18 protein-coding genes and 1 tRNA gene are annotated in these 22,272 nt (G+C 46.8%); 7 read left to right on the plus strand and 12 right to left on the minus strand.

Translation table 11 applies throughout. From position 1 onward, the window contains the following. Nucleotides 1-224 precede the first annotated feature (224 nt). Nucleotides 225-1,670: a sodium:proton antiporter NhaD gene (gene nhaD, locus CBP12_RS02060; protein WP_086962481.1), complete on the plus strand. Its 1,446-nt coding sequence runs from the start codon at nt 225-227 to the stop codon at nt 1,668-1,670. Between the two features lie 138 nt (nt 1,671-1,808). Here nhaD and CBP12_RS02065 read toward each other — a convergent pair whose 3' ends face one another. The 3 genes from CBP12_RS02065 to CBP12_RS02075 form a co-directional block, all read right to left on the minus strand. After that, complete coding sequence (locus tag CBP12_RS02065) at nt 1,809-4,391, minus strand: TRAP transporter permease (RefSeq protein WP_086962483.1); 2,583 nt, start codon at nt 4,389-4,391, stop codon at nt 1,809-1,811. Between the two features lie 167 nt (nt 4,392-4,558). Continuing rightward, nucleotides 4,559-5,527 (minus strand): TAXI family TRAP transporter solute-binding subunit, encoded by a 969-nt coding sequence (locus tag CBP12_RS02070; RefSeq protein ID WP_086962486.1) that lies wholly within the window; start codon nt 5,525-5,527, stop codon nt 4,559-4,561. Nucleotides 5,528-5,699: 172 nt separating this feature from the next. After that, nucleotides 5,700-6,959, minus strand: a complete 1,260-nt coding sequence (locus CBP12_RS02075) for a D-amino acid dehydrogenase (RefSeq protein ID WP_086962488.1) — start codon at nt 6,957-6,959, stop codon at nt 5,700-5,702. A gap of 123 nt (nt 6,960-7,082) precedes the next feature. On the opposite strand from CBP12_RS02075, the gene CBP12_RS02080 reads away from it, so the two are divergent. Continuing rightward, entirely contained in the window at nt 7,083-7,976 is an 894-nt protein-coding gene (locus CBP12_RS02080; protein ID WP_086962490.1) for a LysR family transcriptional regulator, read from the plus strand. Between the two features lie 56 nt (nt 7,977-8,032). On the opposite strand, the gene CBP12_RS02085 is transcribed toward CBP12_RS02080, so the two are convergent. The 4 genes from CBP12_RS02085 to CBP12_RS02100 all read right to left on the minus strand — a co-directional run bounded on the left by CBP12_RS02085 (nt 8,033) and on the right by CBP12_RS02100 (nt 10,966). After that, a complete protein-coding gene (locus tag CBP12_RS02085; protein WP_086962491.1) occupies nt 8,033-8,350 on the minus strand; it encodes a translation initiation factor in 318 nt (105 codons plus the stop codon). A 17-nt stretch (nt 8,351-8,367) separates the two neighbouring features. Next, complete coding sequence (gene nagA / locus CBP12_RS02090; protein ID WP_086962494.1) at nt 8,368-9,522, minus strand: N-acetylglucosamine-6-phosphate deacetylase; 1,155 nt, start codon at nt 9,520-9,522, stop codon at nt 8,368-8,370. Nucleotides 9,523-9,550: 28 nt separating this feature from the next. Then, nucleotides 9,551-10,318, minus strand: coding sequence for a glucosamine-6-phosphate deaminase (gene nagB, locus CBP12_RS02095; RefSeq protein ID WP_086962497.1), 768 nt, complete (start codon nt 10,316-10,318; stop codon nt 9,551-9,553). A gap of 572 nt (nt 10,319-10,890) precedes the next feature. After that, nucleotides 10,891-10,966: transfer RNA gene (locus CBP12_RS02100), tRNA-Asn, on the minus strand. A gap of 155 nt (nt 10,967-11,121) precedes the next feature. Between CBP12_RS02100 and uvrB the strand changes: the two genes are divergently transcribed. Beyond that, nucleotides 11,122-13,119: an excinuclease ABC subunit UvrB gene (uvrB, locus tag CBP12_RS02105; protein WP_086962500.1), complete on the plus strand. Its 1,998-nt coding sequence runs from the start codon at nt 11,122-11,124 to the stop codon at nt 13,117-13,119. A gap of 70 nt (nt 13,120-13,189) precedes the next feature. Here the strand turns inward: uvrB and CBP12_RS02110 are convergent, their stop codons facing one another. Genes CBP12_RS02110 through corA form a run of 3 tightly spaced genes read right to left on the minus strand, consistent with a single transcriptional unit; the run spans nt 13,190 to nt 15,271 of the window. Further along, complete coding sequence (locus CBP12_RS02110; protein ID WP_086962502.1) at nt 13,190-13,789, minus strand: pentapeptide repeat-containing protein; 600 nt, start codon at nt 13,787-13,789, stop codon at nt 13,190-13,192. A gap of 24 nt (nt 13,790-13,813) precedes the next feature. After that, complete coding sequence (locus CBP12_RS02115; RefSeq protein WP_086962504.1) at nt 13,814-14,290, minus strand: CreA family protein; 477 nt, start codon at nt 14,288-14,290, stop codon at nt 13,814-13,816. A gap of 33 nt (nt 14,291-14,323) precedes the next feature. After that, nucleotides 14,324-15,271, minus strand: a complete 948-nt coding sequence (gene corA / locus CBP12_RS02120; protein ID WP_086962506.1) for a magnesium/cobalt transporter CorA — start codon at nt 15,269-15,271, stop codon at nt 14,324-14,326. A gap of 188 nt (nt 15,272-15,459) precedes the next feature. On the opposite strand from corA, the gene CBP12_RS02125 reads away from it, so the two are divergent. Then, on the plus strand, nt 15,460-15,957 hold the full coding sequence (locus CBP12_RS02125; protein ID WP_232455115.1) for a DUF922 domain-containing protein: 498 nt from the start codon (nt 15,460-15,462) through the stop codon (nt 15,955-15,957). Between the two features lie 93 nt (nt 15,958-16,050). Here the strand turns inward: CBP12_RS02125 and mnmC are convergent, their stop codons facing one another. Continuing rightward, nucleotides 16,051-17,988 (minus strand): bifunctional tRNA (5-methylaminomethyl-2-thiouridine)(34)-methyltransferase MnmD/FAD-dependent 5-carboxymethylaminomethyl-2-thiouridine(34) oxidoreductase MnmC, encoded by a 1,938-nt coding sequence (gene mnmC / locus CBP12_RS02130; protein WP_232455116.1) that lies wholly within the window; start codon nt 17,986-17,988, stop codon nt 16,051-16,053. 105 nt (nt 17,989-18,093) lie between these two features. Between mnmC and fabB the strand changes: the two genes are divergently transcribed. Continuing rightward, nucleotides 18,094-19,308, plus strand: coding sequence for a beta-ketoacyl-ACP synthase I (gene fabB / locus CBP12_RS02135; protein ID WP_086962508.1), 1,215 nt, complete (start codon nt 18,094-18,096; stop codon nt 19,306-19,308). 49 nt (nt 19,309-19,357) lie between these two features. Here the strand turns inward: fabB and mobA are convergent, their stop codons facing one another. Then, nucleotides 19,358-19,948 carry a molybdenum cofactor guanylyltransferase MobA gene (mobA, locus tag CBP12_RS02140; RefSeq protein WP_086962511.1) on the minus strand — a complete coding sequence of 197 codons (591 nt, stop codon included), beginning with the start codon at nt 19,946-19,948 and terminating at the stop codon, nt 19,358-19,360. Between the two features lie 162 nt (nt 19,949-20,110). On the opposite strand from mobA, the gene CBP12_RS02145 reads away from it, so the two are divergent. Continuing rightward, entirely contained in the window at nt 20,111-21,316 is a 1,206-nt protein-coding gene (locus CBP12_RS02145; RefSeq protein ID WP_086962513.1) for a CynX/NimT family MFS transporter, read from the plus strand. Between the two features lie 74 nt (nt 21,317-21,390). Continuing rightward, the gene (locus CBP12_RS02150) at nt 21,391-22,251 is read left to right on the plus strand and encodes a DNA ligase (RefSeq protein ID WP_086962515.1); all 861 of its coding nucleotides are present in this window, start codon (nt 21,391-21,393) and stop codon (nt 22,249-22,251) included. The last annotated feature ends 21 nt before the right edge of the window (nt 22,252-22,272 follow it).

Raw genomic sequence — 22,272 nt, forward strand, 5'->3', positions numbered from 1 at the left:
AAACAAAGGAATGTAAGAAGTTTTCGGCTTTTTAATTAGACAAAGTAGGGAGTTGCTGACTAATGGCAGATAGAGGATAGGCAAAGATGCATTAAAAATGCCAGTTTAAGTGCATTGTGAGCTTCCTTGTGTAGCACTTTATGGTAGGCTTCACCTGTACTAGAGAGAGCCAATACTTCTTTTCAGTAACTATAGCTAAAATAACAAAAAAGCGAGAAAAACACATGCAAAGCAAGCTGTCCTTATTCACACTCGGGGGGCTGTTAGCACTGTTCAGCTCCTCCTCAATGGCGGCAGAGTTGCCGCTCGATCTTACCCAAACTAATGTGGGTATTTTTGCATTGGTGGTATTTGGCATCGCCTATATTTTGGTGATGGGCGAAGAATTTCTACATTTGCGAAAATCTAAACCTGTATTAGTCGCGGCCGGTATAATTTGGGTCGCCATTGGTTGGACCTACCTTAATAACGGCTTTAGCGATCTTCCTAAAGAAGCTTTTCGCCATAACCTCTTAGAATATGCAGAGCTATTGCTCTTTTTACTGGTTGCCATGACCTACATTAGCGCCATGGAGGACCGAGGGCTGTTTGATGCGCTGCGCTCTTGGATGATCCGCCGTGGTTTTAGTTATAAGTCACTGTTTTGGTTAACCGGTATTTTAGCCTTCTTTATTTCTCCGGTGGCCGATAACTTAACCACCGCTTTATTAATGAGTGCTGTGGTCATTAAAGTAGCCGAAGGCGATAAAAAATTTATTAATATCTGCTGCGTTAATATTGTGATTGCCTCTAACGCAGGCGGTGCCTTTAGCCCCTTTGGTGATATTACAACACTAATGGTATGGCAGTCGGGCATCATTGAATTTAATGAATTCTTTATATTATTTATTCCCGCGGTGCTTAATTATGTTGTGCCGGCCTTAGTGATGAGCTTTTTTATTGAAAATCGCTGTCCAGTCGCTGTCTATGAACAAGCTGTACTTAAGCGGGGTGCCTTAAGAATTGTATTTTTATTTTTATTGACGGTGGCTACCGCCGTTGCTTGTCAAAGCTTGCTCGACTTACCGCCCGTACTTGGCATGATGACCGGCCTTGGCTACTTACAGTTCTTTGGTTATTACTTGCGCCAAACCCTAGACAGCTCAGTGGCGCGGCAAAAAGTCATGGCAGAAAAACGTGGTGATGAAGCCGCGTTAAAGCGCCTAGGCAGTGTGGTTCCTTTTGATGTCTTTAGTAAAGTGGCACGTGCCGAATGGGATACCTTATTATTTTTCTACGGCGTGGTGATGTGTGTAGGCGGCCTTGGCTTTATGGGATATTTAGCACTGGGCTCAGAGCTTTTGTATGGCAACTGGGATGCCATGTACGCCAATATCGCCATCGGCTTTATTTCAGCAGTAGTAGATAATATACCTGTGATGTTTGCCGTGTTAAGCATGGAGCCATTAATGTCTCACGGTAACTGGCTATTGGTGACGCTTACCGCAGGTGTGGGGGGAAGCTTACTTTCCGTCGGTTCAGCGGCCGGAGTCGCATTAATGGGCCAAGCACGAGGTATGTATACCTTCTTAGGACACCTTAAATGGGCGCCGGTGATCATGCTGGGTTATGTGGCCAGTATCTTGGCGCACTTATGGCTAAATGCAAATAGCTTTACTATCTTCAGCTAATGTTAAGCAGATTACGTAGAAAATAGTGGATAAAGCCTCAACAGTAGTTGAGGCTTTTTTTTATGTCGCTTTATATAGAAGGTTTTAAGATAGAACCTTAGATAACAAGCCCCAACAAGGTTGGGGCTTGAAAGAGGATTATGCCAATGGCGTGCTTAATGGCGGTTGCTCTTTTATTGGTAGACGTCGGCGCTGTAAAAAGATAACTAAGGCCAGTACTAAAAAGCCTGGGATCCACATTAGCTCTTTAATCCAACTTTGGGTAGGCGCTCTCACTAGCAGTATTTGCTGGTCGAAGTCTAAGCCGGCATCAGCGGCGGGACTATTAAATGAGACACTATCAATGAGTACTTTACCCTCTTGCTCATAAAGCATAAGCCCTAGTTTTTCTAAGCGCTCAGCGCCAGTGTTACCGCTAGGAACGGGCAACAACACACTAAACTCTTTCGTATCTCCTACGGCATCTTCACCACTAATACGCAGTCGTAATTGACTATCAGTGGCAAGGGAGTCGAGGACTTGCTCTAGTTGGTTGGGCGCGACATCCCGATAAGGGTCGTGCAATAAGTCCATCCAAAAGCCAGGGCGGAACAAGGTAAAGGCTACTAATAACAGTAAAATACCTTCATACCAACGGCTGCGCACCAAAAAGAAACCTTGGGTGCTTGCAGCAAAAATAAGCATGGCTGCAGTGGCAATAATAAAGATCAAGACACCATGCCAAAAGCTCACATCGATCAGTAATAAGTCGGTATTAAAGATAAACAAAAAGGGCAGGGCAGCGGTACGTAAGCTGTAATAAAATGCCGTGATACCGGTTTTTATCGGATCCCCTTTAGATACCGCTGCTGCGGCAAAAGAAGCTAAGCCCACAGGGGGCGTAACATCCGCCATAATGCCAAAGTAAAACACAAACATATGCACCGCAATTAAGGGCACAATTAAGCCATTTTGCTGCCCAAGAGTCACCACGACCGGCGCTAATAAACTAGAGACTACAATATAGTTTGCGGTGGTGGGTAAGCCCATGCCTAAAATTAAGCTAAACACCGCGACTAATAGCAGCATTAACAATAGATTGCCCATAGAGAGCAGCTCAACCAAATCGGCCAGTACTAAGCCCACACCGGTTTGTGACACAGCTCCTACAATTAAGCCGGCGGCAGCAGTAGCAATGCCAATACCTATCATATTGCGCGCGCCCGCTAAGAGCGCTTCTCGCAAGTCAATTAAGCCATCTTTAAAACTACCATCGCTGTAAGAGTCGTCTTTGCGCATCCAACTTAATAAAGGGCGTTGTGTCAGTAAGATAAAGACCAACATCATGCTGCCCCAAAAGGCGGATAGCCCAGGAGATAAGCGCTCCACCATTAAGCACCATACTAATACCACTACGGGTAATAAAAAGTGTAAGCCGGATAATAAAACAGCGCGTGTTTTTGGCAACGTATCCAGTTTGGCGTTAGGGTCTTCAGGGGGAAGTGGCGCTACACTGGCAGCCACTTTAAGCAGCCCCAAATAGGCAATGGTTAATAATAGGCCCACCCCAGGTAATACGTGCTCGCCCAATACCGGCTTTAACCAACCTAAGCCATAATAGACGGCCAGTGATAAACCACTGATTAGGGCGACACCAAAGGCAAAGCCTGTTAAGCGACGTAGCCAAGGTTTAGGCTCGCGCCCACCAATCGGTTGTAGGCCAAGCTTCATCGACTCTAAGTGCACAATATAAAGCAGCGCGATGTAAGAAATAGTGGCAGGCAAAAATGCATGCTTAATAATTTCGACATAGGGCATGCCAATATATTCCACCATTAAAAAGGCCGCCGCTCCCATGACGGGGGGCATAATCTGACCATTAACGGAGGCGGCGACTTCTACGGCGCCGGCTTTTTCTGCAGAAAAACCGGTGCGCTTCATCATCGGAATAGTAAAAGTGCCGGTGGTCACCACGTTTGCAATTGATGAGCCAGAGATCATGCCGGTTAAGCCAGAAGCCACTACGGCGGCTTTAGCCGGCCCGCCGCGCATATGACCCAATAAACTAAAGGCGAGTTGAATAAAGTAATTGCCAGCACCGGCACGCTCTAAAAGCGCTCCAAAGAGCACAAATAAGAATACAAAACTGGTAGAGACGCCCAAAGCGATGCCAAATACGCCCTCAGTGGTGATCCATTGATGATTTGCTAGAGCACTAAAGGTCACTCCGCGGTGCGCCAATAAACTGGGCATATAGGGACCGGCTAAGCTGTAAGCTAAAAATACCAAAGCGATAATCGCTAACGGGGGGCCTAGGGCACGGCGGGTGGCTTCTAATAATAAGACGATGCCCACACAAGAGGTGACTAAGTCCGCCGTAGTCAAGGTACCGGGTCGCTGAGAAAGCTCTTGATAAAAAATAAACAAATAAGCCGCACTGGCGGCGGCAACTAAGCCGAGCGCAATATCTTGTAATGGCACTCTATTGCGCGGTGAAGACTTAAGCGCGGGGAAGACTAAAAATGTTAGTAACAGCGCAAACGCTAAGTGAATAGAGCGCTGCTCGGTGCTATTAAAAATACCCACGCCCACAATAAAGGGCAGCGGAGAAGCTATCCATAATTGAAACAATGACCACAGTAGCGCTAATGCGGCACTGAATTTTGCCATTAAGCCTTTAGGTGAGCGAGCTCCCACATCTTGGGCGATCAGCTCCTCTACTGACAATTGTTTTTCTGACATAGGTTATACCTAATTAAATAAGACGATAGAAAAGAGCAAACCTCTGACTAATCACTTAGCAGAGGTTTGACTTTAGGTAAGAGTACGTCAGTCAAGGCCTAGGCCGAGTGCAGTATCTTAATGGAACTTACCTCGCCACTCGTTAACGAGTGGCGAGGAGGGCTGGTTTATAACCAACCCTTTTCTTGATAATAGCGCTTAGCTCCTTCATGCAAAGGAGCAGTAATGCCAGCACTAATCATATCTTCAGCTTTAAGCTCTGCAAACGCAGGATGCAGACGTTTAAAGCGCTCTAGATTATCAAATACCGATTTTACTAACTGATAAACGACTTCAGGATCTGTTTCTTCGGTGGTGGCTAATATCGCTTTACCGCCAATAGAAGGAATTGGCTTATCTACCCCAGGATAAAGGCCCCCAGGAATATTGGCTTGAGTAAAGTAGGTGGCCGTTTCCAATAACTTATCAATGCCATCACCGGTGACGGGGATCAATTTAGCATCAGCCGTGGTCAGTGCTTCTTGAATAGCGCCACTGGGGTGACCCACTACATAAGTAATCGCATCAAGGTTATTATCACCCAATGCTGCTGCCATCTCTGCAGGCTTGAGCTCGGCGGCTAAGGAAAAGGTGTTTTTATCCCAGCCATTGGCCTGCATGACTTCATCAAAGGTATCGCGGCTGCCAGAGCCAGGTACGCCAATATTGACGCGCTTGCCTTTTAGATCTTCAAACTCATTAATTTTACTGTCGTTGCGCACCACTACGGTCAATATTTCACTTTGCAAAGAGAACACGGCACGTAGGTTTTTAACGGGCTTTTTATCAAAGGGCGCTTGGCCTTCAATGGCTTTATATTGGTGATCCGATTGGATAAAGCCAAAGTCATAATCTTTATTTTGTAATGCCACTATATTGCTGACGCTGCCTGCAGACGAGGGCGCATTACATTTAATGTTGTGATCACTGGCACCACGATTTAAAAACCGACATACCGACTGCCCCGCTGTGTAATAAACACCAGTTTGGCCGCCAGTTCCTATGGTGACATAACGCGCTTCTGCGCTCACTTGTGTGCTCAGTAAAAGCGCCGCCATGGCGCCCGTCACTAGCTTCATCATCGCCTGATACTCCATATTTATTACTAAGGATGATTGGCCGAATATATCCATATAATGAAGGCGAAAAGCATCCTTTATATAGCGACCTCTGCTAAATAAGGTAATGTAAAGCGAGCGTTATTGCTAATTTATTAAGCCTAAGCGAGAGCAAGCGCATAAAATTAATAATTTTAAACATTTCATTGACTTAAAATTGACCTTGTAAGCCTGTTAGTGCGATAGGGCTGGTTTGTTGATTGATTAGATGCGCAAGTGCCTGTGCGCTGCCACAGGCTAAGGTAAAGCCTAAGCTGCCATGCCCTAAATTAAGCCATAAGTTATCAAGTGCCGTGGCACCAATAATAGGCGTCCCCTGCGGTGTAGCCGGTCTTAATCCGGCCCAAGGGGTGGCGTGTTGAAAATTACCGGCGTTGGGAAAGCTAGCTTGAGCAAACTGGCGCAAGCGTGTAATGCGTTGAGTATCTAAGCTGGGGCTCGCCTTGGGGCCGGCAATATCGACCATAGCGGCCACCCGTAATTGATTGTTTAATCTGGCATACACTATCTTGCGGTCGTAATCGGTAACATTGGTGTCGGGTACTGTGCTTAAATCAGCTACCGGCAAGGTTAAGCTGTAGCCTTTTAGCGGATATAAAGGCACCTTAATCCTGAGCTTTTTCAATAAACTTACGCTGCCCATTCCCGCAGCTATCACCAGTTGTTCAACGGCGTGAGACTGCATAAGACCTTGATCATCTTTAAGGCTAAAGCTGCGCACTTTGCCGTGCTCTTGGTGAAGATCAGTCACTTTGTGTTGGCGATGCAATGTAAAACGGGCGCTCTGCTGTAGCGCGGCGAGTAGGCGTTGACAAAATAATTGGCAGTCACCCACTTCATCACCCGGTGAAAAAATCCCCCCACTGAGTTGGCTGGCTAAATGTTTAAGGGCGGGCTCAACGGCCACACACTCATTGACATTAAGTGCCTGCTGTAGCTCAGGCTGGCTAATGGTGTTAGCTGCATGCTGAAAATGGCGAGCATTGCGATACACCACTAACTTACCATTGGCGCGCCAAGAAAAATCGCCAATACCTTGTGTTTGCCAGTCATGCAATACGGTTTGGCTATAAAGCGCCAGTCGTAGTAAGTGGGCGGCGTTACGTTGGTTAACGCCTTGGCGACATGCCCATAAAAAACGAGCACACCATTGCCATTGACTCAGGCTAAGCTTGGGACTAAAGCGCAGGGGGGCGTCTTTTTTAAACATCCAGGCCAATGCTTGTAAGGGGACGCCTGCATCAGCAAGGGGCGAGACGTAGCGATAACTGAGTTGACCGCCATTAGCGAAACTAGTGGCAAGACCCACAGCTGTTTCTTGCTCGAACAGCTCCACACTGTGGCCTTGATTAATTAATGCGTAGGCCGTAGTTAAACCAATCACGCCGCCGCCAATAATAGTGATGCGCATAGATGAGTCCTAAACAGGGTAATGTTTAAGCATAGCCATTGTCGCGCACCAAAAATAATGAAAAGATTGCACAGTGCCATAACCTAAGGTTATGGCCTTAGAGGAAGCTATCAAGAGGTAAAAATGCAGTTAGCTCATATTCATTTGCTGCACGCTATTTTGCAAACCGGTAGTTTAACGGGGGCCGCCGATTTATTACATATCTCGCAACCGGCGGCAAGTAAACGCTTACAACAAGCCGAGCGAGAGCTAGGCTTTGCTTTATTTTATCGTGAAAAAGGGCGCTTAATTGCCAGTCCTCAAGCTTTACAGTTACAAGCGCCGACCGAGCAAATAGCCAGGGAGGTTCAGCGCTTAACTCAACTTGCTCATAGTTTAGCGCCACAACGCGCTGCTGCGCTGCGCATTATTTGTACGCCTACCTTGGCGCAGCGTCTATTGCCGCTGGCTTTTACATCTTGGCGTACTCATTATCCTGAAATGCAGTGCAGCCTCGGCACCGAACATACCCAAGGTTTAATAGAGGCGCTGCTCACTCATCGCAGTGATCTGGGGTTAACGTTGCGCCGAGTGAGTCATCCTAGTGTACGAAGTACAGCCCTTATCCAAGGACAGATGCAAGTACTCGCACTGGTGGGGGCTTGGCCAGATAAGCAAAGCAAGCTTGCTGTCTCATTAGCACAGCTAAGTGGGAAAAAACTCATTGGCTTAGAGGACAAAGAAGGGCTTGGCGGCTTACTTGAAACCCACCTGCAGCGCTTAGCGCCGCCTGTGCGCATTGCTATTCGGGTACAAACTTATCAATTAGCTAGACATATGGTAACAGCAGGGCAGGGTATTGCCATTGTGGACCCCTTTACCGCAGCACAAGCATCTCCGTCATTGAGTGCCAGAGCGCTAACGCCCTCCATTCCAGTCACTTTATATAGTGTGTCGCGAAAAAACGAAGTGCTTAATGCCAGCCAGCAGTTTTTTATTGAGCAAGTACAACAACAAGCTCATGTGTTACTTAGCTAACAACTGCTTACTTAAGCAGATGTCTAAAGTAAGCAAATTATCGATAAGCGCTATAGCTAGCCGCCCACTTTTAATACTTTATGGCCACTTTTCACTAACAAGTTTTCAATTTCAGGTAAGCGATCGCCTTGTATTTCTATGACTCCTTTTTTAATCGCGCCCCCCGTGCCGAGTTGTTTTTTTAACTGTTTGGCCAGCGGCTCTATTTGCTCGGGTGGTGCGCCATAAATGCACACCACGCCTGCGCCTTTTCGACCTTTTGTCTCTCGGCGCAAACGCAAAATGCCATCGTTTGGAAAAGACGAGCCTTGCGCACCTGAGTTTTCTGCGGGCGTTTGCCAGTTAGGATCCGTACTATAAACCAAATTAGACACACCAACTCCTGTAACTATTAAAGCGGAGCACGAGTGAAGCGCCCCTGTACCAAAGTATTAAGCACTTCCAGTGCGGGGCTGAGTATGACCAAATTAGCCACCTTACCCGGCTCAATACTGCCTAAGTCACGAGCTTTATTAAGGGCGCGCGCGGGATTAAGACTTGCCATATTTAAGGCCTGCTCTAGTGTTAATCCCACTTGCTTAATAAGAAAGCGTACTCCGCCGATCATAGTGAGCGAAGAGCCGCCAAGGGTGCCGTTTTCATCGACACATTGTCCGTTTTTAATAAACACTGTGGTGCCACAAAAATCAAACTCCCTCAGTGAAGAAGGCGCGCCAGCGGCTGCGGTCGCATCGGTAACTAAGCATAACCGCTCTCCTAGCATACGGTGCGCCAAGCGGATATTAGCAGGGTGGACGTGAACGCCATCGGCAATAATTCCCGCGCCTATATGGGGGCTATCATAGACAGCACCCACTACCCCTGGAGTACGGCCACTACTAGTAGTAGGCGTCATGGCATTATACAGATGAGTAGCAAAACTAATGCCATCGTTAAAACTTGCTTTAGCTTGTTCAAAGCTGGCATCAGTATGGCCAATGGCCACTTTAATGTCGGCCGCCACTAATTGGCGAATATGTGAGGAAGAGTGACATTCAGGTGCCAAGGTAAGAGTGGCGATAACCTCACTGTGCTGGCATAAAGTATTAAGCATCGCCTTATCAAGATGTCGTACTTGAGATGCCGGATGGATGCCCTTGCGGGCCAGATTGAGGTAAGGTCCTTCAAGGTGCAATCCTAGTACTTGATGGGGGTGCTCTTTCATAAATTGAGCGGTTACCGCCAGTGCCCTGTGCATATCCGCATCTGAGCTAGTGATGAGAGTTGGCAAGAAACTGGTAGTGCCAGAGGCTAAGTTAGTGCGCTGCATGTGTGCCAGACAAGCGCTGCTAATATCACTATTAAACATGACGCCGCCACAGCCATTGAGTTGCAAGTCGATAAAACCTGCGCTAACCCAAGCGCCTTGTAGGGAGTGTTTTTTTACCTCTGGCGCTAATTTGGCTTCAGGAATAACAGCCACTATCCGCTCGCCATTTATGACGAGCGCGTGCTCTTCAAGCCAATGTTCGCCGGTAAAAATACGACAATCCGTTAGCGCTATCATGCTGTCCTCTTAAAACGGGGCGTTATCGCTATTCAATCAGCTCAGGCATTGTACTTAGCAAATGACAGGCAGGTGCATCACATACAATTAAACTGTGCTTATGTAGGCGCAAGCTAGAAATGGGCCACAAGGGGCTTATCTCGCCCTCTACCGCGGCTTGAAGTGCCTGTGCTTTATGCGCACCGGTGACCAGCAATAGCACTTCTTCAGCGTCCAGTAAGGTTCCTATTCCAATGCTCAGTGCGGTATAAGGTGTTTCATCTAAGCCCTTATCAAAAAAGCGCGAGTTATCTTGGCGCGTTACTTCAGTTAGGGTGGTGATGCGGGTGCGCGAGTCAAACGCTGAATAAGGCTCATTAAAGGCAATATGCCCATTGCTGCCTACTCCACCCATAAATAAATGAATGCCGCCATATTGGCGAATAGTGGCTTCATATTGCTCACACTCCGCCAGCAAGTCAGTCGCGTTGCCATTAGGAATATGAATGTGCTCGGGCAAGATATTGATATGATTGAAAAAGTTCTCAAACATAAAACTGCGATAGCTTTGCGGGTGATCCTCTTCTAAGCCAATGTATTCATCCATATTAAAAGTAATCACATGCTCAAAGCTAACTTCACCTGCTTGATATAAGGTAATTAGCTCTTTATAGGTGGCTAAAGGCGTACTGCCGGTAGGCAGACCTAATATAAACGGGCGCTCTGCGGTGGGCGCGAAGCGAGTAATACGTTCAGCAATATGATGAGCCGCCCATTGACAGACTTGTGTGGCAGTAGCGAAGGGGATTAAGCGCATGAGAGATTCTTTTATTTAAATGATGGCAAAGATTAGCATATTTTTCTTAAGGATTAATTAAGTGATATCAAAAAAGTGAGCTTGCGCAAAAGTTGGTTTTTTAAGGGTTTGGCGACTTTGTCGTTATGAAAGCCTTAAAAAATCAAACTAACTACCAGAAATTGAGGTGTTAGCGATCGCTTAAGTAGAATTTTCTTAAAATTGCCTTCAGTTTATTTTTTCACTGTCAAGGGCACTAAATAATATGCGCGTACAAAAAGCTTATACACATTAGGGGGTAAGCCATGTGGCTCATGGCTTAGCGGCACTTATCCACTATTTCTGTGGATAAGGTTGTGGACTACCTCTGCAAATGTCAGACAAAGCCTGTGGCAGCACGCTTCTCAGATAATATGCTAATTTTTTGACCATAGGCGAAATCTTTGAAAATCAATAACTTAGAAAAAGACATGCTTAAAATTCGTTCGCTATCTATCAGATAACAACGATATAAAGAGGAAAGTAGTAAGTGTGGGATTTTAAGATAAATTAAGGGTCAACTAGTGGATAACTCTGGCCATCAGCGGTAAATTTGGCTCCCCCTGCTGGACTTGAACCAGCGACATACGGATTAACAGTCCGGCGTTCTACCGACTGAACTAAGGGGGAATCTCACGAGGAGGAGGCAGATACTACGCAGCTACCGCGCTTTCGTCAAGGTTAAATCCTCTTTTTTACTATTGCAGCACTTAATACTCGTTTTTGCTTAATTTTAACGCGTTATACGGGGTAAACTATGGCTTAATCAGTAAGGAGAAAGAAAAATGAGCAAAGAATTCCAGCTAGTCAGCCCTTATCAAGCGGCGGGTGATCAACCCACTGCCATTGCCCAATTACTGGAAGGGATTGAAGCTGGTCTCGCTCATCAAACTTTATTGGGCGTCACCGGCTCTGGCAAGACATTTACCATGGCAAACGTGATTGCCACGCTTAATAGACCGACCATGATATTAGCGCCAAATAAAACGCTTGCGGCGCAATTATATGGAGAAATGAAAGAGTTTTTTCCTCATAACTCAGTGGAATATTTCGTCTCCTATTATGATTATTACCAGCCTGAAGCCTATGTTCCTACCACAGATACCTTTATCGAAAAAGATGCCTCTATTAACGATCATATTGAGCAGATGCGCTTGTCGGCCACTAAAGCGCTGATGGAGCGACGAGACGTTATTATTGTGGCGTCAGTGTCAGCTATTTATGGGTTAGGGGATCCGCAGTCTTATTTGAGCATGATGTTGCATTTGCGGGTGGGAGAGCAGTTAAAGCAAAGAGATATGTTGCGCCGCTTAGCGGAGCTGCAATATCAGCGTAACGATGCCGGTTTTCAGCGCGGTACCTTTAGAGTAAGAGGGGAGGTGATTGATATCTTTCCTGCCGAGTCAGATAACCAAGCCGTTAGAGTCGAGTTATTTGATGATGAAATTGAGCGGTTAAGCTTATTTGATCCATTGACCGGGGGCGTTTCTCAATCGCTGGCGCGCTTTACTATTTACCCTAAAACACACTATGTGACACCGCGAGAAAAGCTGCTCTCGGCCGTTGAGCACATTAAAGTGGAATTACAAGCACGTAAAGCACAGTTACTCAGTGCCAATAAACTCATTGAAGAACAACGTATTAGCCAGCGCACTCAGTTTGATATCGAAATGATCCAAGAGTTGGGGTATTGCTCAGGCATTGAAAACTATTCCCGCTATCTATCGGGACGCGGCGAGGGAGAAGCACCGCCCACCTTATTTGATTATTTACCGGCCGATGGCTTGTTAATTATTGATGAGTCTCACGTGACCGTGCCCCAAATTGGCGGCATGTATAAAGGCGATCGCTCTCGTAAAGAAACCTTAGTGGAATACGGATTTCGCCTGCCTTCCGCGCTTGATAACCGACCGATGCGCTTTGATGAATTTGAAGCCTTAATGCCGCAAACGGTGTTTGTTTCGGCCACCCCCAGTGCTTATGAGTTAGAAAAATCGGGAGACGATGTCGCCGAGCAAGTCGTGCGCCCCACCGGCTTATTAGATCCCATCATTGAGGTGCGCCCGGTGGCCACTCAAGTTGACGATGTATTATCTGAAGCACGGCTGCGTATTGCTAATAACGAGCGCATATTAGTGACCACCTTGACTAAACGCATGGCCGAGGATCTGTCTGAATATTTAGCAGATCATGGCCTAAAGGTGCGTTACTTACATTCAGATATTGATACTGTAGAGCGAATGGAGATTATTCGTGATCTGCGCTTGGGCGTATTTGATGTGCTGGTGGGCATTAACTTATTGCGTGAAGGACTCGATATGCCCGAAGTGTCGTTAGTGGCGATTTTAGACGCGGATAAAGAAGGTTTTTTACGCTCGGAGCGCTCACTTATTCAAACCATAGGGCGTGCAGCACGAAACTTAAACGGTAAAGCTATTTTATACGGCGATAAAATTACCCGCTCGATGGCGGCGGCGATAAGTGAAACTGAACGCCGACGCGCTTTGCAGCAAGCGTTTAATGAAGAGCATGGCATTACTCCTCAAGGCTTGAACAAAGCGGTGACGGATGTACTGGACTTAGATGGCACCAAGCGTATTGGTTCTAAGCGTGCTAAAGAGCTATCTCCGCCTGCGCCAATATTAAGTGCTAAAGAGCTGGATAAACAAATTACGGAGCTAGAAAAAGTCATGGTAAGTCATGCACAAAACCTTGAATTTGAACAAGCCGCCGCCACACGCGATCGCATTCATGCGCTACGTGAGCAACTGATCCGCAGTTAATTAAGCAAGGTGAGCAGGGAGGCGTGAGCAGTTAAGGGCGAGTTAAGTACTTCACCCTGTTCTTTTACGCCTAATCCACTAACTCTATATTGAGACTGTACAAAAGAGTTAGTGCTTCGAAACGGGAAAATTTAGCGTTATCGAGTGTGTTTTCGAGAAGGTGAATATTAAAGTTGCTAGAACCGGTGAAGTCACAACTTTGTAAGTTAGTGCGCATAAAGACACTGTGGCTAAAGTCATTATCTATGAGAGTAGAATGAGAAAAGTCCCCTTCTCTAAAGTCCATGTCATGACACTTACACTCAACTAAACGAAGCCCTTGCAAGGTTAAACCAAAAAAGGAGCCATCATTTAGAATACAGCGCTCAAAGCTAAGCTCTGAGTCTAAATGAAAGGGCGGCCAATCGGCTGTCGTCCAGTCTACGCCGACTAATTTGCACTCGAAAAACTGCACGCCAAACCAGCGCGTGCTCTGCATATTAATTAAGCTTAAGTTGCAGTCTTTAAAGGTACAGTCGATAAATTTGCAGTGAGTAAAGATACTTTCAGAAAAGTCGCATTGCTCAAAGATGCAATCTTCAAATTCCAGACGGTTGAGTGCTTCACGAGTCACCGACCGTCGGCGAAACGTTTGCTCTATATACGTCTCGCTCTCAATAAAATATGCCACTTACGCTCCTTAATATAGAGATTATTATTGTTTGTTTTTTGGAAGCGTCGGTTCTTGATAGGCCAAGGTGTTCCACAGGGGAACGGTCGACATAGCGTGCTTGTAGCTGCCTGAGGTTTCTTTAGTGCTGTAGGCTAAATACAGTAAAGATTGACTACTTTCATCATAGATACGGCGTATTTTTAAGCTTTTTAAGAAAATACTCTTGGATTTTTTAAAGACCACCTCTCCACTTTTTGACTTATTAATGTCGGCGATCATATTGGGTGTTATTTCTCCGGTTTGACGGCAACTAATCGACATATCAGAGGGATCGGCTAAGTCTAAGTTAGCCACGATATTTGACATATGACAGGTCACACCTGGCACCAGCGGATCGGCTAATACTTCAATTTTAATGTCTTTGGTGGTGAACATACCTAGCGACACATCGCCCACTTCTTGGTTGTCACAGCCTGTAAGCAGCATGAAACCAAGGGCTACTAATACCGGTTTATACATAATACTTTCCTAATAATAAAAGAGCAGACGGGCTTATAACCAGCCTTTACGTTTAAAGAAGTAATAGGTGCCACACGCCGAAGCTAACATCATTAACAGCGACATGGGATACCCATATTTCCAGCTAAATTCAGGCATAATTTCAAAGTTCATACCATAAATACTGGCAATTAAAGTGGGCGGTAAAAAGACCACCGCTGCTACTGAGAAAATTTTAATTACTTTGCTTTGTTCAAGACTGGTAAAGCCCAGTGCGGCATCGAGTTGGAAGTTAATTTTATCGAATAAAAACTGGGTATGAGGCAATAATGACTCAATGTCATACAGCATCTCATCAATCCAACGGCGTTGCTCTTCATCTGAAGTTTGACGCAAAGAACGACGTAAAAAGCGCAGCGCTCGACGGGTGTCGTAGAGTGCTAAACGGATATGACCGTTGCCATCCTCTTGTTGCATTAAATCGGCCATCGTACTGTGCAAGTTAGTGACATGCAGGACTTGCTTAGCGGTTTGCTCTAAGGTTTTGTAGCCATCTTCAATAAGATCAGAAATATACTCAATTTTAAGCTCTAAGATTTCCAACAATAGATCGGCGGCATTATCCGCTTCAACCCTGTCTTGGCGCATATAATGGCGCAGCAAACGAATTAAGCCTAAGTCGTCCTCACGAAAGCTGATCAGCATGTTATTGCGCAGTGTAAATAGTACGTTAATACCGTCTATTTCTTTCCCTAAGCGTTGCGGAAATAACGAATGGATATGCATGCCGTCTTTATCACGGTAAAAACGTGCCGAAGCCTCAATATCATCGAGTTCATCAAGCTCGGGCATTTCTTCCACAAACAAGCGCTTCATCCAGTGCTGTTCATCTTCGCTTGGCTTTAAAATGTCTAGCCATAAGACATTTGCAGGTAATTCAGCGGCTAAATCAAGTGGTTGAATCTTGAAAGATGTGCCATCTAGGGTATAGGCTGTGATCATAAGGCGTTCCCACCAAATTAATAATGATGGCACTATATAGAGGCAGGCGGAAGATGTCAGTTATCTGGCGAGCTTAGTGCCTTTTTTTGTGACAGAATCTGGTAACTTAACACTAGACTCAAATGACTTGATTAATAGACTTGCCTATAATCAATCCTTTGCACTAAGTTATTTCTTGGAGAGCGATAGTGAAACCACTATTTTGGGCGTTAATTTTATTGATGGCCTTGCCTGCTTGGGCCAATAACATGGTGCTAAAGGCTCGCCAAACCGTCGACATTTACGGCTCTAGTGCGCTTGAACCTAATTTAGCTGATGTGGATTATCGGCTTTCTTGGCAATTATCTGGCTTACACACCGATGCCGGCTGTCGACCTTCACAAGTGGTAGTGTCGCTGACGGCAGCCGTTACTGAACCCTTAGAATGGCCACAAACGCCAGAGTGGCAAAATTATCGTTTAGCACTCACGGGCTATGAGCGCTTAGTTAGAGAGCGCGCCTTATTATCTGCCGAGTGGTTAGAGCATTCTTTATTTCAAATCGCTGCGCAACCAGATTGTGAACAACTGCAATTAGTGGCCGACAGAGTGGGCTATCATCAATTGGGCATTGCCCAAACATTACTGCGTGATTTTCAACAACAAAATGACTATGGTCGCCAATTAGGCTTAATTAAACCGGATTAAGCCACCCTTAGCTTCAGGGCCAGATCCTAGCTCGATTTTATTTCTTTAGCGGCTGTCCCCGTAATAAGCGCCGTGTCCATGAGCGATTGGGCGCTAAGCTATCCAACAAAGTGTGGGGGAGGGATAGGGTTCATCACACAGTTGAGCTGCTAAAATCTCTGCTAATAACGGGGCCGAACACACTCCTCGCGAGCCTAAGCCAGATAACACATATAAGCCTTCATGGTCTTTTGCTAAGGGCATAGTTTGGTTTTTATGCCGTTGAAGGGTGCGATAATCACGCACTTGCGCCTCTTTGTTGGGCACGGCTCCAACCATAGGCAAGTGATCACGACTAGTGGCACGTATGCTGACCCGCCCACTGTGTGCACTTTGCTCCTTAAGCGACAATTCAGGTAGCACTGCTCGTAATTTTTGGTAGTTTTCCCACTCTTCTTTGGCTTGATAGTCGAGGTCAAGCTTATCCCGTTCGTAAGAGGCGCCAATACAATGCAGCCCTTGCCAAGCTGGCGTAACATATCCGCCATAGCAAACTACTGTTTTAAGCGGCGCTAATAGCGGAGTCGAGCTCTGATAATTGACTTGTCCTCGTACCGCGCTTAGCGCTAAGTCGCGAGTGTGAGACCAGGCTAATAAATGATGGCTATTTGCCAAAATAAGATTGTCTGTCCATCGCTCACCTTGGTTAGTATTCAAGTGCCAGCGCCCATCTTGAGCGCTAAAGTCGTGCAATGTGCAATCAAAACGACACTGTAATAAGCCGGTTTGCTTTGCTTCTTCTAATAATGCGTGAGTTAACTCACTGGGCGATAGCCATCCTGCTAATGGATATTCTAAGCCCGGTAGTTGAGTGGCAAGTCCGGTGCGCTGCTGGGCGCGCTCGACACTTAAGGGGGTGACTAAGTTAAGGGGATATTGACCTTGAGTGAGGGCACTAATTTTATTAGCACTGCTTTTATCGTAAGCCAGCTGTACCACACCACACCAATCATGCGCCACTTTTTGCCGCGCTAACACTGGGCTAAGATGGCGGTGCGCATGTAAAAAAGCCGGTAAATAAAACTGGCTTAATTGATCATGATCGCCATTTAATAGTGGGTAGACAGCCGCTTGTCGATTACCGGACGCGCCCTGGGCAGGCGCGGCACTTTGTTCTATTAAGGTGACCTTTAAGCCGCGCCGCGTAAGGGCCCACGCTAAGCTCGCGCCAGCGATCCCCGCCCCCACAATCACCGTCTCACCTAAACGCCCAGCACGTCGCCAAAACCAAGGGCGCGGGTAGTGGGTGCGTTTTGCAAGGCTAAGCGTACCGGCCAGCATTTCGCGTTTTTTAGCAAAGCCTTTGACACGGTGTATTTCAAAACCGGCTGCTATTAAGCCACGCCGCACCAGCGTTGCCGCTGTAAAGGTGGCAAGGGTGGCACTGGCCCTAGAAAGACGCGCTAATTGGCTAAATAAAGTAGGCGTCCACATTTGGGGATTTTTACTGGGCGCAAAGCCATCGAGATACCAAGCATCTACTTTTCCGCTCAAGCCCGCTTCCATCGTTGGCAACAACGTATTTACATCGCCTAGCCATAAATCTAAGCTAACATTTTCGTCTAATTGTAGACGGTGACAGCCAGAAAAAAGCGGTGGATATTCAGCTAACAAACGTTCGCTTAAAGTGCTAAGCTCTGGCCACTGGGCCAGTGCTTGGCCAAGATCTGCGTGATTAAGAGGGTATTTTTCTACGCTGATCAGGTGCAGTCGCTGGGCGTTACCTTGCGGATGTTGCCGACGATAGTCGAGAAAAGCCTGCCAAGTGGCGAGCACATTTAACCCGGTACCAAAGCCGGTTTCCGCCACCACAAATAATGGTCGGTCGTGATCTCGCCAGCGGTTAGGCAAGGCGTTTTGTTGAAGAAAAACATAGCGGCTTTCGGCTAAACCATTGTCGTTAGAAAAGTAGACATCGTCGAATGCAGCAGCGATCGGCGTGCCTTGGTCATTCCAGTCCAGACACGCGGTTGTAATAAAGTGGGGTGACACTTAACCTCCGGGGCCGTAAAAGCGGCTATTTTATGTGAAAGCAGACCACTTTGACCAATTAATATGGTTAGAATTGGCGCCAAATAAAGACAGTAGGGAAGTGAGATGAGAAGAGCAGTCATTACCGGCATCGGTGTGGTATCCAGCATTGGTAATAATCAAGAAGAGGTTTTAGCCTCACTCAAGGCGGGCCGCTCCGGTATTAGCTTCTCCCAGCAATTTGCTGATCATAACCTGCGTAGCCAGGTATGGGGGAATATTAATCTGGCTCCAGCAGAACACATAGATCGTAAAGTGATGCGCTTTATGGGCGATGCGGCTGCGTTTGCCTATCTCTCTATGGAACAGGCAATTAAAGATGCCGGTCTTGATGAGTCTATGGTGTCTAACGAACGAACCGGTCTGGTGGCGGGCTCGGGCGGTGCTTCTTCTAAAAACCAAATTGAAGCCTGTGATATTTTACGCGAAAAAGGCATACGCCGCGTAGGTCCTTATATGGTACCGCGCACTATGTCTTCTACTGTTTCGGCATGCTTGGCTACCCCGTTTAAGATTAAAGGTATTAACTACACCATTAGCTCAGCTTGTGCGACCTCGGCACATTGTATTGGCCATGCGCTAGAGCAAATTCAGTTAGGTAAACAAGATATTGTCTTTGCCGGTGGGGGTGAAGAAGTAGATTGGACACTCGCGCTACAGTTTGATGCCATGGGTGCGCTCTCTAGTAAATATAATGAGACTCCAGAGTTGGCATCTCGTACTTATGATGCAGGGCGCGATGGCTTTGTGATCTCAGGCGGTGGCGGCATGGTGGTCGTTGAAGAGCTAGAGCATGCGCTAAAGCGTGGCGCTAAAATCTATGCCGAAATTACCGGTTATGGTGCTACTTCAGATGGTTACGATATGGTGGCTCCTTCTGGTGAAGGCGCGGTGCGTTGCATGGAGCAAGCCATGGCTACCGCCCCTCATGCTGTGCAATATATTAATACTCATGGCACGTCAACGCCGGTAGGAGACGTAAAAGAGTTAGAGGCTATTAATAATTTATTTGGTGATAATGCGCCCTACATTTCTGCTACTAAAGCCATGACCGGTCATGCCTTAGGTGCTGCAGGCGTGCATGAAGCTGTATATTCATTGTTAATGCTAGAGCATGGCTTTATTGCTCCAAGTATTAATATCACCGAGCTTGATGAAAAAGCGAAAAATTTGCCCATAGTGACCGAGTGCAAAGACATTGAGTTAGACACTGTGATGTCAAATAGCTTTGGCTTTGGTGGCACTAACGCAAGCTTAGTGTTTAGTAAATATAAAGGCTAAACAGCCAGTAGATAGACTCACTAATAAAGGACGCATTAGCGTCCTTTTTTTATAGCTGCTGACTGGCCTCTAGGGCTTTTAATGACGCCGGAGTATTAAGATTAGTAAAGGCGCTAGGCGTATCGCTAAAGTCGACGGGGATGAGTTGGTGTTGGGCATACCAGAGGCGAAGTTTACGCTCACCTTGGTCTAGATAATGCTGTAAAGAAGGCAATAAGGAGGTATGTATTAATGCAGTGGCTGCATGCAGCTGCTCACCATCATGTACTACCGCAATTTGGTTAATATCAGTAATGGCGCTGGCCATACGCGCGGCTAAGTCATTTGGAATGAGCGGACTATCGCAGGGGATAAATAATACCCAGTCATGAGCTGCATGGCGCAAACCCGCTTCCATCCCGGCGAGCGGACCGGCAAAGTCAGTGTTGGCATCTTTAAACACTGGCGCATACGCTTGGTAGCGCTCCAGATTGCGATTGGCATTAATGAGTACTTGGCTAACCTGTGGAGTGAGGCGCTCCAACAGATGTGCCACTAGCGGGCGTTGTCCTAACAGCAGCAAGCCTTTATCGGCGCCTTGCATCCGTCGACCTTCACCGCCGGCTAAAATCACCGCTGTTATGTTTGATGGGGTGAGCATGATCATCCTCAATATTATAGTCGGCAGTTGCGCCAAATAAGCACAGATCTTACCATAGACGCCCGATAGCAGCTTGCCTTGGGTTATGATTGGCAGCGCTGGCGACTCCTCTATCATAAGCTTGGGTAACTGAGCTTCAGCTAATCCTAAATAAGGAATACTATGTCCTCTTCCCATCCCCAAGGGCCGTTTATGGGTCGGCCTTTGATTTCGGCACTGGCGATTGCCGCTTTAATGTTAGCGGCCGCAAACTTACGAGGTGGGCTCGTGGTTGTGGGCCCCTTGGTGGTGGACATTCGCGACAGTCTTGGCATTAGCGCCAGCTCCTTTAGCTTACTAACGACCTTACCCCTTATTTGTTTTGGGGTAATGTCGATTTGTGTACCTTGGCTGACTCGGCGCTGGGCACCGCAATGGATCACCATTGTCGGATTAATAGTGATTAGTTTAGGCGTGGGGTTTCGCCTACTTGATAACTTTTCGTTAGTTATCTTAGGCACGCTCCTCCTAGGATGCGCGATTGCGGTGCTCAATGTCTTGATCCCAGGCTTAGTAAAGGCGTTTTTTCCAAGCCAAGTAGGCTTAATGACCGGCTTATACTCGGTGACATTAAGTATGGGGGCCGGCATCGGAGTGTATTTAGCTGTCCCTTTAATGGAGCAATTTAATAATTGGCGTTTTCCGGTGGCCATGTGGGCGTTATTCCCCTTATTTTGTGTGTTATTTTGGTTGCCGATGCTCAGAGTAAAAAGTGTGGGCCGCCCGGCTAACCCGCAGCGCATTAGCCTGTGGCGAGATAAAACGGCATGGGCCATTACCGTCTTTATGGGCTTACAATCGTTTTATTTTTATTCCATGGCCACTTGGTTGCCAAAAATATTATTAGAGAATGGCTTAGATGCCCATCAAGCTGGCACGGCCACGGCGCTGATAAACTTAGTGAGTATTCCTTTTAACTTATTTGTGCCTATTTTAGCGGCCAAAATGGCCCACCAACGATGGCTAGTGATAGGAACTTTCTTAGTGTCTTTTATAGGCATCTTAGGCGTGTGGTGGCAACCTACAGCGGCGCCCTTATTATGGGCAGCCTTTATTGGTATGGGTTGCGGCGGCTCCTTAAGTTTGGCGTTATCCTTTTTTGTATTGCGCGCCGAGAATACTGCCCAAGCCACGGCATTGTCGGCGATGGCGCAAAGCATAGGCTATTTACTGGCGGCGTTAGGGCCTGTGTCATTGGGTTTATTACACGATATGAGTGGCCACTGGCAGGGGGCGTTATTATTGCTGATGAGTTTACAACTTGTGCAATTAATCAGTGGCTTAATTGCTGGGCGCCCGCTTAAAGTGGTACCCGATCAGCGTACTTAGCTTAATGCTGTTTTTATAAGCGATATTTCCCTCCTATGCTTAACAGATAATGCCAGTCAGCCAAGGAGGGCGACATGCAATATTTTCTTACTTTATTGCCGCTGGCGGTAATATCCATTTCTGTTAATGCCGCGCACCCGAACGCGCCACCCCTGCAGTTAGCTGCTCGCTTTCAACAACAAGACGTTCGCCGCTATTGGGTGAGTGAAAAACTCGATGGCGTGCGGGCTTATTGGGACGGTGAAGCACTGTGGTCACGGGCCGGACATCGCTTTATGGCGCCTAAGTGGTTTATCGCCTCGTTTCCACAGCAGCATTTAGATGGTGAGCTTTGGTTGGGGCGTGGGCAATTTGAGAAAGTATCGGCGGTGGTGCGCCGTTATCAAGCCAGCGATGATGAATGGCGAGAAGTGCGTTTTATGGTGTTTGATATGCCAAACCAGCCACAAAAATTTAGTGAGCGAGTGCTGGCGCTAAACGAGTTAGCCTCCAGCCATTCCAGTCCTTATTTAGCGGTAGTTGCTCAGCGCAGACTACCTAATAATCAAGCGCTGGCCTCCTATTTAGCAAAGATAGTGTCTGGCGCAGGTGAGGGCGTTATGCTGCGCCATCAAGATAGTTTTTATCAGCCAGGGCGCAACCAAGAGTTACTGAAGCTTAAACAGTTTCAAGATGCAGAAGCCAAGGTGGTGGCTTATTTGCCTGGACAAGGTAAATATAAAAACATGCTAGGTGCCCTCGTAGTACAAGATAAAGAAGGGCGCCAATTTCGCTTAGGGAGTGGCTTTAGCGATAAGCAACGCCACTCTCCTCCTGCCATTGGTAGTATCATTACTTATCGCTATCAAGGACAGACTCATACTGGTCAACCGCGTTTTGCGCATTTTTTGCGAGTGCGCGACGATGAGCCTAAACTAGGCGGGAAAAGTAAATAATGTGCATAAGTAAACCTCTTA

This window comes from Oceanisphaera avium, assembly GCF_002157875.1.
GTDB classification, from domain to species: Bacteria; Pseudomonadota; Gammaproteobacteria; order Enterobacterales; family Aeromonadaceae; genus Oceanimonas; species Oceanimonas avium.